Below are 14376 nucleotides of genomic sequence, written 5' to 3'. Positions count from 1 at the left end.
AAAAATTACGAAAAAAAAAGATCGTAAACTTAAATGTCTACGATCTTTTTTAAATTAAATTATTCTTCATCATCATCAGCGGCTGCTGTAAATACATCTGAAACATCATCATCATCTTCAAGTTGATCGATCATGTGTTCATATTGTTCTTGTTTGTCTTCTGGAACTGGTGTTGTGTTTTGAGGAATCATAGTTAATTCAGAATTAGCTAATTTATATCCCTTTTCAATCAAACCATCACGAACAGCGGCAAATTCCTTAGCATCTGTATAAATCTCAAATGCTTCGTCTGAAGTTTGTAAGTCATCAGCACCAAGATCCATGATGTCCAAAAGAACCTCATCTTCATCTTGTGTGTTAACTTCGCGATCAAGTACGATATATCCCTTACGATCGAACATGTAAGCAACTGAACCACTAGAGCCTAAGCTACCTCCGTTACGAGTAAACGCAACACGTACGGCAGAGGCTGTTCTGTTCTTATTATCTGTCAAAGCTTCAACTAAAACTGCGACTCCACCTGGAGCATAGCCTTCGTATGTAACTTCATCATAATGTTCTTCACTGCCACCTTCGGCCTTATCTAAGGCACGCTTGATGTTATCTTTAGGCATGTTAGCTGCACGAGCTTTATCTACTATTAAACGAAGAGCAGCATTACTGTCCGGATCAGCACCACCCGCTTTTGCTGCCATGAATAATTCACGTGATAATTTTTGGAAAATCTTTCCACGTTTAGAATCTTGGGCGTTTTTTCTACCCTGGATGTTATGCCATTTTGAGTGTCCTGACATTTCTGCTTCCTTCTTTCGTCAATAATTGTAAACCAGGTAATATAATATCAAAATAAGCCTACAATTTCAATATCTTATATTCAAATGACCTCGTAGTTTGACCGTTGTATGTGCTTTTTATTGATACCAATATCAAAAAAATCTAACACCGCTATAACGATACCGGAATTTGAATCATTTGCATCAATTATTTGGGTATATACTCTGATCTAAAGCCGATTCATCAGTACAAGTAACCTTTATTGCATAATGTCTGTAATACTGTCATACGTAAAAATAGTGCCTTAGAATTGCGTATTTGATCCATAGATCTTCAATGATATTCTAGAAATGAAATACCGGGTCTTATTTATTATGATTTATTTTTATTAGCATGTAGTTCTATCAACCAAAGTATCAACATAAGAACTAATATTCCGGTCAATGCTCCAACACTATCCAAAATAACATCAGTTACAGATGGAGTTCTTCCACCTGTCAATCCTTGATGGAATTCATCAAAAGCTGCTAGACCTGTTGTTGCTAGCCAAGGAATGAACATCATTAGAAACTTGTTCTTACTAAAATATTTGTAAACGGCTAAGCAAAGAAATAGTCCCAAAAGAAAATAGATACTAAAATGTGCTCCTTTACGAATAAAGAACTCTAAAAAATGAAAGTATCCGTCATTTTCAATGGATTGCGTTTTTCCGCCATATCTAAAACTTATTTTACTCAAACTACTATATAATGGCTTGTTAGTACCCAAAATTTTTTCAAGGAAAGGTACTGAGGTTTGTTCCTTATATGTCATCGAACTACTATAAAAAAGGATCAATTCAATGGCAATAACAACGCCCCAAAACCACTTTTGTTTCATTTTTAATTTATTTTGCATTATCATCATCCAAACTAACTTTGGCATTCAATTCCCTAGCATCATCAAAATATCCTGAATAATACGAAGAATTAACCGCCCAAAAATATATTATTGTTGAAAAAACAATTATAACAAGAAAATCTAATGGATACTTAATTAAATTCAAGCCACCAAAATCAGAGCTACCTATCCAAGAAATCACTGACAATCCTATTAAATGAACGATCATCCACAGACTAGCGTACATTTTTTGTTTAAATTCTCGAAAACCTCGTTTATAATCGTAAATCAGATAAATTGGTAAACCAACTATAATTATTATAATAACTTGCACACTCGTTGGAAACATTGACCAATAAATTGCCAGACTTATTAGATCGAATACTACCGGAGCCAACCATTTCATCCCTCTTATCTTAGTAGGACGTTTAAAATCTGGTCCCATTTTACGTAGGCTTCCTGCAACCACTGGCCCAGTCAATAACGATATCAACGTAGATGCTGCCACAACACGTGATAATAATGCCCAGTTTTTGAACATTAATATCAATAAAAAGCTGACGAAGAAATCCACTAATAACGCGACACGCGGTGTATTGTACTTATTATTTGATCTACTTAAGAACTTAGGCAAATGTTTATTTTTAGGCATAGATGATAATGACTTACTTGCTGAAGCAGAGAATGCAATTCCACTCCCAACTGGTGAAATAAAGGCTGTAAAGTAAATCAGTGTTGATAACCAATAAACGTTCAACAATATTGCTAAATCAGCAAATGGAGAATTGAAGCTAATATGATTCCAACCACTGTTAATAATTGATTTTGGCAAGGAACCAATGAATACAACTTGTAATGAAATATAAATAATTGCACTTATCAATAAGGACAAGATAATCCCGCGTCTAATATTTACTGATGGCTTTTGAATATCATTTCCAAGATTGATCACAGTTTGAAATGCCACATAAGAATAGATTATTCCTGCACTACCAATGGCAATAAAAATCGATGAAGTTCCATTGGGCATAAATTGGCCAATATTTGATCCCATATTAGAAACATCAAAATGGGACGTCATTAATACCGCCATAGTTATAAGTGGAACTACTAACTTAAATACTGAAATCAAATTATTAAACTTGGCCATAATGGTTACTGACCAGTAATTAATTATAGTAAATACAAAAATGAGCAGCGTTGCCATTGCTAACCCCTTAGGTGAAAGTTCACCATGTGACATAAATCCATGTGTCCATTGTGCCCACTTCCATGGCCAAGTACTCATATATTGCGTTGACGCTACAGCTTCAATGGGAAGAATTGCTAAAAGTGAAAGCCAATTTGCCCATGATGAAATATGTCCCAAAAACGAACCATGAGTGTACATAGTGAATCGACTCATTGCTCCATCTTCTGGAAACATTGTTCCTATTTCTACGTATACCATAGCAATCATAGCAACTAATATAGCTCCAAAAATCCAAGCAATAATAGCTGCTGGACCTGCGATCTTGGCTGCTTGGCTTGATCCAAACATCCAACCCGAACCAATAATGGCACTTAAGCCAAACATCACGGTTGAAAACAGGTTTAATTTTTTACCTTCCATTAAGAAAATCACCACATATTATAAGATTATTATTAATCTGTAAACAAGAATAAGAGTGTGACAAACTACGTTTTTGCTTCAAATTTGAGCAAAAACAGAGTTATGCCACACTCTCATTAATAATTAACAATTACACTACTCTACCGTAACACTTTTGGCAAGGTTACGAGGTTTATCAACATCATTACCACGTGCCAAACTTGCATAATAAGCAATCAATTGCGCTGGTACAACACTAACAATCGGTGAGATCATTTCATCAATTTCTGGAATAACTATCTGATCACCTGGTTGTGCGTACTTTTCATTTGCGATAACCAAAACATGTGCACCACGTGCTTTTACTTCTTGAATATTGCCACGTGTATGACTAGCTCCGATACCGTCATTAATATATGCGAACACTGGAGTACCGTCTTCAATTAACGCAATTGTTCCATGCTTTAATTCACCAGCTGCGAATCCTTCAGCATGAATATATGAAATCTCTTTTAATTTCAAGGCTGCTTCAAGTGACAATGCATAATCAATTCCACGACCAATATAAAAAGCATGATCTTGATCAGTTAAATAATCAGCTGTAAGTTTCTTGATACGATCTTTTTCGTCTACGATCGTTTGAATACCATTAGCAGCGATAGCTAATTGAGCTTTTAAATCCAAATCCTTAGCGGCTTTGATTCCTTTTAACTCTCCTAAAGCTTTAGCAAGAACTGCCTCAACAGCAATCTGAGCTGTATATGCCTTAGTTGATGCAACAGCAATCTCTGGTCCAGCCAATAACTCCATTGTAAAGGTCGACTCACGCCAAAGTGTTGAATTAGGAACGTTAGTCATAGTCAAACTAGGTAGATTCATCTCATTAACTTTCACAAGTACTTGACGACTATCAGCCGTTTCACCACTTTGTGATAAGAAAATAAAGAAGGGATGCTTAGAAAGTTTAGGCATATGATATCCAAATTCACTACCTAGCTCAGCATCAACCGGAACGTCAGCAAGTGTTTCAAAAATATTTTTACCAACTAATCCTGCATGATAACTAGTACCTGCAGCAACGATATAAATTCTATCGGCCTTATTTAGCTCTTTTAACATCTCAGGATCAACATTAATACTGCCATCTTCTCTGATATAGTTCTTAGAAATACGACGCATAACACTTGGTTGTTCATCAACTTCTTTGAGCATGTAGTGTTCGTAAGTACCCTTTGAAATATCATTTGCATCAATATTTACAGTATATGAATCACGTTTTACAGGTGTTCCATCGATCGTACTGATAGATACTTGATTCTTTTCAAGAATAACAACTTCTTCATCGTGAATCTCAACGAATTCATGAGTACGATCAAGCATTGCCATAGCATCGGAACAAATAACGTTGAATCCATCGCCTAATCCAATAAGTAGTGGACTTTTATTCTTAGCAACAAAAATCTTGTCAGGTTCTTCTTTATCAACCATAGCGAATGCATATGAACCTTGTATTAGTCTTAAGGCTTTTCTAAATGCTTGTTGTGCATCCATACCTTCGTTTGCAAAATGTGATACAAGTTGAACTGCAACTTCTGTATCAGTTTGACTTTTAAAAGTAACGTCTGCTAAATATTCTTTTTTTAATTCAGCGTAATTTGTAATTACACCATTATGTACCAAATAAAATCTATTATCTGATGAAAAATGTGGGTGAGCATTATCAATTGTTGCTGGTCCATGAGTTGCCCATCTTGTGTGTCCAATACCAGTTAGTCCCTGTACATCTGGTGTAACAGCTTTTTCAAGTTCACTGATTTTTCCAACTTCTTTAATAAGGAAATCTTTTCCCTTTTGATCATTAACATAGATACCTGCAGAATCATAACCACGATACTCCAGCTTTTCTAATCCATTCAATAAAATATCTGTTGTTTCACTATTACCGACAACTCCAACAATTCCACACATCTTTAAAACCTCGCATTTGTAATTGGTCTAGTCTTTATAATTAAATTGGTCTAGCCATATAATTTGTTTTTTTATAAGAGAACAAAACCTAGAATACTAATATTCAAAGACTTTGTCAACAATTTTATTTTGATTTTCTACAACGAATTTACAATCGGTATGGTTGGACTGTACCAATATTGGTATAGATATTTTGCTTTTGCACAGAAAAAGGAGTCAGCATTCACTTATGTGATTACTGGCTCCTTATTTATTTGAAAATTATATACTTAATAGTGATTTTTAATTCATTTCAGTTTTAACAACTTCAACAATTTGATCACAGAATTCATTGACCTTCTCTTCAGTAGCAGCTTCACACATTACTCGAAGCAATGCTTGTGTACCACTAGGACGAACTAATACACGACCGTCTCCATCCATCTCATCTTCAACAGTTTTAATTGCATCTACAATTGGTTGATGATCTTTCCAGTTCTCTTTGTCATGTACTGGTACATTAACAAGCTTTTGTGGATAAACCTTAACAGGAGCACCCAATTCAGCTAAACTCTTGCCAGTTTCTTTCATAACGTGCAATAGATGGATACCTGTCAACATTCCATCTCCAGTATTCATGTACTCGTAAAGTACAACGTGACCTGATTGTTCACCACCAATATTGTAGTTATTCTCACGAATTTCTTCGACCACATGGCGATCTCCAACTGCTGTTTGAACACTATGCATCCCATTAGCTTCAATAGCCTTGTACAAACCTAGATTACTCATAACAGTTGTAACAATAGTATCCTTCTTAAGACGGCCACCTTCATGCAAATATTGGCCTAAGATGAACATGATCTTGTCACCATCAATAATATTTCCATCAGCATCTACAGCAATACAACGATCTCCATCACCATCAAATGCTAATCCAGCAACTGCATCGGACTCTTTAACCTTTTTGGCTAACTGTTCAGGATGTGTTGAACCAACATTTTTGTTTATATTGATACCATCTGGATGTGATGCCATTATCTCAAAGTCGACATTCAAGTCAGCAAACAAAGTGCTAGCAAGGCGGCTTGTTGAACCATTAGCAGTATCCAAGACAATCTTCATACCACTAAGATCATCAGATAATGTTTGCTTCAAAAATTGAAGATACTTTTGTGCACCTTCTGGATAATCCGAAACGCTACCCAATCCTTCTGCTGAAGGTCTTGGCAATGTATCTTCTTTAGCGTCCAACAATTCTTCTATTTCGTCTTCAACATCGTCTGCTAATTTATATCCATCTGAACCAAAGAACTTAATCCCGTTATCTTCAGCAGGATTATGTGAAGCTGAAATCATTATTCCCGCATCTGCTGAAACAGCACGTACCAAGTAAGCTACAGCTGGAGTTGTAATAACATCCAAATTTAATACCTCAATACCTACTGACAATAAACCAGCAATCAAACTTGATTGCAACATTTGACCAGAAATACGTGTATCTCTAGCAACCAATACACGAGGATGACCCTCGTTATCAGAATGTTGTGTCAATACATAACCACCTGAACGTCCCAGCTTAAATGCTAACTCTGGACTTAACTCCTTATTTGCAATACCTCTAACTCCATCTGTTCCAAAATACTTTGTCATAAAAAATTCCCCCAACGTTTAATTTTCATCGTTGTCTTCATTGTTATTATTTGAATCACTACTATTACTACTGTTACTGTTATTGCTACTATTGGTAGTATCGTTACTAGAAGTGCTCCCACTGGAACTACCACTAGTATTATTCGAATTATCAGTAGTCGTGTTACTGCTACTATTGTTTGTGTTAGTACTTGTATCACTACTACTATTTGAATCAGTCACTTTGATAGTAACATCTATACTTTCAGGATCAGTCGCAACAACATTATCCAGTACATCTGTCAGATTAATCGTTTTCTTGGTATCTGTGGTCACATTCGACACATCGATCGGCACATCAATTGAATCATCGATATCGTCCAACTGGTCTTGTGAGCCATAGATTCTAATGGTTTTCACATCAGATTCAAAGGAGAAATCTGAACTCGTCGTCCCCTTTTGCGTAAGATTTATGCTGACTTCTTTACTCGGCATACTGATTGGAATTTTAACGTGAACTGTTTGTGGATCCAAAGTTACATTAACAGTTTTACCATTTTTATCCAATGCTTGCACTAAAACTTCTTGGTCAAATGTAGTTTTTATACCTTTTGGCAAGATAGGTTTTACAACTACTTTTTTAATTTTCTTAACTTCAGAAGCAGCACCTGTGACACTGACTGTCTCTGGGGATAAAGTTATTTTCCCAGCAGAATATCCCGATGCAAGTGCACTTTTACTGTAATCAACATCTACAGCAAAAGTCTTAGTTTTACGCTTTTGAATATTGACAGTTACTGTACTTGGTTTTATTGAATATGTTAATTCACTGTTTAAACCAGATTCCTTAACTTCAACACTGTGCTGACCAGTGGCCAATTTTTTCAAGTTCAAATACACATTAAAGTTTTGTGTATTCTTTGTTGCTGTGACCAACGCAGATGGTCCTTCAATCGTGATTTTTACACTTTCAGGATAACCCGTAATGTAGTAATCATTGGTGTTGGCCTGTATTTGTAATGGTACCGTCAAGGTCGTCTTGGTATTGACCGTTGATGTACTAGATTGATTAGAATCTCTGGTTGAACCTACTCCGGGACTACTAACGGTTAAAAACAACCATATAGCGGCACAAAGCGAAATAAATGCGTAGAAATAATTACTGTTAATTATCTTTTTTATCATTATTTTGCTTCCCCCTCTTCTTTCGGCCTATTGAAAATAGACTGAGTATTGAGTGGTCACTTTCATTTTCTGTATCAGCAAGTTGTGCTTGCAAGTACTTCAAGTAATCATCTCTCGAAAGATCCAGCATCATATGACCGTTACGAGTAATCATAACGCCACCGGTCTCCTCTGATACAACAATTGTTATAGCATCAGTGACCTCACTAATACCAACAGCCGCACGATGTCTAGTACCTAGTTCTTTAGGGATGGTATTACTCTCAGATAACGGTAAATAGGCGGCCGCAACTGATATTCTATTCTTTCGTATGATAACTGCACCATCATGTAGAGGCGTATTAGGAATAAAAGTATTGATCAATAACGCACCTGTTACCTCAGCATCTAGATCAATACCAGTTTCTACATACTCTTCCAAACCAGTATTCATTTCCAAAGTGATAAGTGCACCAATTCTTCTTTTACTCATATACTGAATAGCTTGATCCAAACTTTCGATCAGATGATTCTTTGTCTTACCTTCTTCATTACTGGTTGTACTGAACAAAGGCATACGTCCCAGATGTTCGAGTCCACGACGTATTTCTGGTTGGAAGATTATAACTATGACAACAATTCCCCAATTAATTAATTGATCCATTAAAAATGAAACGGTATGTAGATTAAGTGCCCAACTAATTACCTTAATCAGAAAAATAATCACGATACCTTTTAATAGTTGGACAGCCTTAGTCCCTCGAATCATCGAAAGGAATTGGTACAACACGAACCAAACTACTAAAATATCAACCAAATTAGCCAAATTTTGCCATGTAAATAAATTGCTCGGTATAAAATTCATAATTTTTTACCCCTTAATAGCTCGAACTAATTATAGCAAATAATAAAAATTATAAAAGTTAACAACAATATCTATTCATAATTTTAATCAAGATCTACATTAATTACTTCCTCACTATAGTTAATATTTTGACGTAATTCATTAGCGGTTGATTTGCTAATCTTACCTTGTTCTAATAAATCCTGAACATAGGCACGTTGATAACTTAATGCTTGAATTTCAACACTGATCCGCTCGCTATTAAATTCAGGTGAACGGTGTTTATGCTTACCTTGAAGTAGATCAAGTCTATCTTCATAATGTCTTTGGAAAACATACACTAGATTATCAGCAACATCGCCATGTTCATTCTTATCCAATTCGTGTAATTTAGCCAGTGCTCTTTGTGCACCAGCAATCGAAATCTTCATTGCATCTTGATCAAATTGAATAACTTCTTCTCGTTTGATAAATGAAGTACGAATGATTTTCCTTATCGAACGATAAGTCCTTCTGAAGTAATTAAGGAAAAATTCAACTGATTGACTATATCTATGTCTGACGATTTCTTTTTTGTACTTAGTGATTTTCTTGACTGCCGAATTATAAGCATCCTCTGAAATCTCTTCTTCAGAATACAACTCTTCAATCGCTTCTAATTCACAATTGAAACAAATGTCCCATAACTCAGCGTCCTTTTTGTTCTTTACGCGCTTCTTACTGATTGGAGCAGGATAATCAGAACTAATACTTAAATTATGGATATTATACAAATATTCAGCTATTACCGTTGAATACACAATATTCTCATTTTCTTCATTCTCATCTTTGAGCTTGTCAATGGTCTTCTCTAACACAAATTTGTTAGCTTGATATTGATCAAGTTCAATTTGTGTATCAACGACCTCTGTATCCTCTGCTTCATCGTCTATTTCAACATTATCATCGTTAAATGAATTACCACGATAAGCAACCGGTGCACTACTCTTTGTCAAAATAGGAATTAATAAAGTTGCCCCTACTAAACTAAAGATGATTACGGTACTGGCAATAAATAATACCAACGTACGTGATGGAAATGCTGCTCCACCACTGATAGTTAGTGGTATCGATAAAACACCAACCATAGTGACCGCACCACGGACACCTGAAATACCAGACATCAAGCAATAATCAAATCGCTCTTTAGAGAACAAAATAAAATCGTCATCACCATTTTTGGCAAATGTCGTATATATGTAACTCCAGATAAATCTAATTACCACTAACATTATCCAGATAATAAATGATAATCCAATAGCTCCAAAAGTACTGATATTATCGTTATGAACGAGTTTGGTCATCGCAAATGGTATCTCGATTCCTAGTAGCACGAAAACAATACCATTTAGCACATACACTACTAAATCCCACGTTCTAGACGTAACCAGTCTAATTTCGGGTGAGAAGGCACTGACTGTTCTACTAGATGAAATATTCATGATACCAGCAATAACTACCGCAACAACACCTGAAACGCTGAATACATCTTCAGCAATATAGTAAATAATAAATGGAATGATTATTTGAATAATGGCGTGAAGTATTGAATCATCAACACCTTGATTAATCAAATACAATCTAATACCATTAAAAATCCAGATCATAATAGCACCAGCTAAGGCACCCATGATCGAAATATAAAAGAAGTCCATTGTTGCACTTTTTAGAGAAAAGACCCCAGTAACAGTTGCCGCAACACCATATTTGAAACAAATCAAACCAGATGCATCATTTATTAAACTCTCTCCACTGATCAAATGTAACAACTTATCAGGGATGTGAGCCTTTTTGGCGATAGATTGAACGGCAATTGGATCGGTTGGAGATAACACCGCAACTAATGTAAAGGCCACTGACCAAGTCAATGAAGGTATCAATAACTTAACGATCATCCCTCCGACAACAGTCGAAACTATAACTAATATAACGGCGTTACCTAAAATTGGACCTCTAAGTTTCCATAATTCTCGTTTGGGGAATCTATTCCCATCATTGAACAAAATGGGGGCTATAAATGCTAGCATGAACCATTCCGTATCCACTGATATTTGTACTTTCATAAATACCGCAGCTAATATACCTGCCGCAATCTGAATTAAACTTGGTGGAATAGAAACAAAATAGTGGCTTATAATATTCGCCACGATCAATAATGTAAGAATCAAAATAATTGATTCAAGTATCTGCACAGACATCACCTATTTTCTTAAATTTTATGTTTATTTGGTATCTTCGCCAATAATTCTCACTTCAGTTTGAAGCTTGATATCGAATTTGTCGTTTATAGTTCTTTGGATCAAATGAATCAGATCCATGTAATCAGTAGCAGTTGCATGATTAATATTGACAATAAATCCCGCGTGTTTCATAGAAACCTGAGCGCCACCGATAATATGTCCTTGTAATCCAGCTTTAATAATAAGAGGCCCAGTAAAATGTCCTGTGGGGCGTTTAAACACACTACCGCAACTAGGATACTCTAATGGTTGTTTTGAACGTCTAAGCTCATTTAAACGGTCCATTTCGGCTTGGATTTTCTCCTTGTCGCCACTTTCCAAGAGGAATGTAGCACTTATAACAATCCCATCATTATTCTGGACTAAACTATGGCGATATGAGAATTCCATATCGTCATGATTCAAAGTCACAATATTACCATTTGGTAATAAAACTTCGGCAGAATCAAACACATCTTTAATTTCACCACCATAAGCTCCAGCGTTCATGAAGACAGCACCGCCAACACTACCTGGTATTCCAGCCGCAAATTCAATTCCCGTCAAAGAAGCTTTTTGAGCAGCAATAGTTGTATCTATTATTGTTGCACCAGCTTCGGCGGTAACTTTGTCGCCATGCACTTCAATTTTCTTGAAGTTTGGTAATATAATTACTATTCCACGGATTCCTCCGTCTTTAATAATCAAATTACTTGCATTACCAATGATAGTAATGTCAATATCATCTTCACGAGCAGTATTTACAATCTCAACGAGTTCAACACGAGTTTTAGGGAAAGCTAAAACATCCGCATTTCCACCCGTCTTAGTAAATGTGTATTTACTTAATGGCTCATCAACTTTAAATTCAATATTAGGTAACTTCTCAACAGGAAATTTCAAGATTTCATCATCCTTAATCTATGTAAGCTAATTATAATTTTATCACATACATCGTTTTATAACGAATAGTCAAGTTTCAAAATCATGATATAATCAGACTTGAGGTGATTTTAATGAAACTTATATCATGGAACGTTAATGGATTACGTGCCGTTGTTAAAAAAGATTTTCAAGGTATTGTTGATAATTTGGATGCCGACATAATCTCAGTTCAGGAAACTAAACTACACCAGGACCAAATAGACTTGGAGCTTCCTGGATATCACCAATACTTCTACGATGCACAAAAAAAGGGATATTCTGGGACAGCTGTATTTACCAAAGAAGAACCTATCAAAGTATCCCACGGACTCGGTGTTGAAGAGTTGGACACTGAAGGACGTACACTAACTTTAGAATTTCCTAAATTTTATTTAATCGACAGCTATACACCAAATTCTCAACAAAAATTAAAACGGCTTGATTTTAGAATGGAATACGACGATGCACTTCGAGACTATATGAAACGTCTATCAGAAAATAAACCTGTCATTCTTTGTGGTGATTTAAATGTTGCTCATGAAGAAATTGACATTAAAAATGATAAAACTAATCATAAGAATCCAGGATTCTCTGATGAGGAGCGTAACAAGTTCTCTGAATTATTAAATAGTGGATTTATTGATACATTCCGTTATTTGCATCCAGATGAAGTTAAATATTCATGGTGGAGTTATCGTTTTAATGCTCGTGCCAATAATGCTGGATGGAGAATTGATTACTTTGTTATTTCTGATAACGGTAAAGACTTAATCGACAGTGCCGATATTTTAAATGACGTCTACGGATCCGACCACTGTCCCATTGAATTGAATATCAATCTTTAATACTCACAAGGAGAACAATTATGAATTTTGTTTCAATAGACTTTGAAACTGCCAATGGACATCGGACTAGTGCCTGCTCATTAGCCTTGGTATTAGTTAGAGATAGCCAAATTGTCGACAGTTTCTACACACTAATCAATCCACAAGAATACTTCAGTCCAAGAAATATTCAAATTAATCATATAAGGCCTGACGATGTTCAAGATGCACCAACATTTGACAAAGTTTGGCCACATATTCAAGCACTCTTTGATACTTCTCATTTAGTAGCTGCACATAATGCCAGTTTTGATAATTCTGTTTTGAAGAATACCTTAACAAACTACGGGATTTTTGCCCCAAAGTATTTAACAATCGATACTGTTAAAACAAGTCGCAAATTTTATCCACAATTACCAAACCACAAATTGGATACCGTATCTGCTAACTTGAATATTGATCTAGAAAATCACCATAATGCATTAGCCGATAGTATTGCCTGTGCAAAAATACTACTAAAAACTGAACAAGATTTTGGTACAGAACAAATAAAAAAGATGGTTAAGCTAACTAGCTAGACCATCTTTTCCATAATCAAAGTTTCATGCTTCTCTGACTCTGTTGTGAATCCATATTTATGATAAATATGGATCGCTACAGGGTTATTTTTATATACTTCTAAAAACACTTTTTTAAGACTTGATTCCTTTGCCCAGTTCAGGGCATCTTCTATTAAATATGAGCCAATACCATTTCCCCAGAAATCTTTATCAACAACAACACCTAACTCAGCAATCTCTTTGTCAGAGTTCTCCAATCGACAAAATCCGATTATTTCATCATCAAATATCGCAACTACAAGTTCATTATCATCAGAATTATAAATTATATCCAAGGAATTTTTTTCTTGGTCAATTGTTACTTCATCTAGTGAATCATGTTTAATAAAGTCACTTTGCTTACTTGCAAGTTTCAAAAATTCTAACAATTTTTCTGCATCATCTGGAATCGCTTCTCGCAAAATCAGTTGTTCACTCATTTATTGACCCCTGTTAGAAATTCTCCAAAGTCTCTTTGTTGATAATTACCGTGTAGTTTCAACACAATTTGGCGATCATCATCATTTTGCAATCGCTTTATATTAATTGATATATGATCATCTGGGATTTCATCCTTAATAAACTGTGGCCATTCGACAATGGTTATTCCTTTACCATTAAAATACTCATCAAATCCCAAATCCTCATCAGGACTGCTCTCTAAACGATAGGCATCCATGTGATAAAGCGGTATTCTGCCATCTTGGTATTCACGAATTAGAGTGAAAGTTGGACTTTTAACATTCTTCTTAATTCCTAATCCTTGAGCTAGACCTCTGGTAAAAGTTGTTTTACCAACGCCAAGATCTCCATTCATCAAAATAACATCCCCAGCTACCAAAGCCTTAGAGAATCTTTTCCCCAAAGCTTCAGTCTCTTCATAAGAATGTGTCTGTACTTGATATTCAGTCATATTATTCCTCATTAATAAATTACGTTA

13 protein-coding genes are annotated in these 14376 nt (G+C 35.5%); 2 read left to right on the top strand and 11 right to left on the bottom strand.

The features are described from left to right. Positions 1-59: 59 nt before the first annotated feature. The 9 genes from BTM29_RS07325 to murB form a co-directional block, all read right to left on the bottom strand. Positions 60-794, bottom strand: a complete 735-nt coding sequence (locus tag BTM29_RS07325) for a YebC/PmpR family DNA-binding transcriptional regulator (RefSeq protein WP_076615498.1) — start codon at positions 792-794, stop codon at positions 60-62. Positions 795-1146: 352 nt separating this feature from the next. Further along, complete coding sequence (locus tag BTM29_RS07320; RefSeq protein ID WP_083686026.1) at positions 1147-1671, bottom strand: VanZ family protein; 525 nt, start codon at positions 1669-1671, stop codon at positions 1147-1149. Beyond that, a complete protein-coding gene (locus BTM29_RS07315) occupies positions 1661-3265 on the bottom strand; it encodes an APC family permease (RefSeq protein ID WP_076615495.1) in 1605 nt (534 codons plus the stop codon). The genes BTM29_RS07320 and BTM29_RS07315 overlap by 11 nt, the downstream gene beginning before the upstream one ends. A gap of 135 nt (positions 3266-3400) precedes the next feature. Then, positions 3401-5212, bottom strand: a complete 1812-nt coding sequence (glmS, locus tag BTM29_RS07310; protein ID WP_076615492.1) for a glutamine--fructose-6-phosphate transaminase (isomerizing) — start codon at positions 5210-5212, stop codon at positions 3401-3403. A gap of 282 nt (positions 5213-5494) precedes the next feature. Beyond that, positions 5495-6844, bottom strand: coding sequence for a phosphoglucosamine mutase (glmM, locus tag BTM29_RS07305; RefSeq protein ID WP_076615489.1), 1350 nt, complete (start codon positions 6842-6844; stop codon positions 5495-5497). A gap of 18 nt (positions 6845-6862) precedes the next feature. Next, on the bottom strand, positions 6863-8008 hold the full coding sequence (locus BTM29_RS07300) for a CdaR family protein (RefSeq protein ID WP_076615486.1): 1146 nt from the start codon (positions 8006-8008) through the stop codon (positions 6863-6865). Then, the gene (cdaA, locus tag BTM29_RS07295; RefSeq protein ID WP_076615481.1) at positions 7989-8852 is read right to left on the bottom strand and encodes a diadenylate cyclase CdaA; all 864 of its coding nucleotides are present in this window, start codon (positions 8850-8852) and stop codon (positions 7989-7991) included. The genes BTM29_RS07300 and cdaA overlap by 20 nt, the downstream gene beginning before the upstream one ends. An 83-nt stretch (positions 8853-8935) precedes the next feature. Continuing rightward, a complete protein-coding gene (locus tag BTM29_RS07290; protein ID WP_076615478.1) occupies positions 8936-11062 on the bottom strand; it encodes a cation:proton antiporter in 2127 nt (708 codons plus the stop codon). Between the two features lie 30 nt (positions 11063-11092). Then, a complete protein-coding gene (gene murB, locus BTM29_RS07285) occupies positions 11093-11992 on the bottom strand; it encodes a UDP-N-acetylmuramate dehydrogenase (protein WP_076615474.1) in 900 nt (299 codons plus the stop codon). Positions 11993-12105: 113 nt separating this feature from the next. Between murB and BTM29_RS07280 the strand changes: the two genes are divergently transcribed. Beyond that, positions 12106-12858, top strand: coding sequence for an exodeoxyribonuclease III (locus BTM29_RS07280; RefSeq protein ID WP_076615471.1), 753 nt, complete (start codon positions 12106-12108; stop codon positions 12856-12858). Positions 12859-12878: 20 nt separating this feature from the next. Beyond that, positions 12879-13415, top strand: a complete 537-nt coding sequence (locus BTM29_RS07275; RefSeq protein WP_076615468.1) for a 3'-5' exonuclease — start codon at positions 12879-12881, stop codon at positions 13413-13415. Here BTM29_RS07275 and BTM29_RS07270 read toward each other — a convergent pair. Next, entirely contained in the window at positions 13412-13876 is a 465-nt protein-coding gene (locus tag BTM29_RS07270) for a GNAT family N-acetyltransferase (protein ID WP_076615465.1), read from the bottom strand. The two genes, BTM29_RS07275 and BTM29_RS07270, sit on opposite strands and share 4 nt — an antisense overlap. After that, entirely contained in the window at positions 13873-14349 is a 477-nt protein-coding gene (gene tsaE / locus BTM29_RS07265) for a tRNA (adenosine(37)-N6)-threonylcarbamoyltransferase complex ATPase subunit type 1 TsaE (protein WP_076615461.1), read from the bottom strand. The genes BTM29_RS07270 and tsaE overlap by 4 nt, the downstream gene beginning before the upstream one ends. Positions 14350-14376: the final 27 nt, after the last annotated feature.

This window comes from Companilactobacillus allii (assembly GCF_001971585.1).
Lineage (GTDB): Bacteria > Bacillota > Bacilli > Lactobacillales > Lactobacillaceae > Companilactobacillus > Companilactobacillus allii.
The sequence above is the reverse complement of the archived record's forward strand: the minus strand, read 5'-3'. Positions and strand labels throughout refer to the sequence as shown.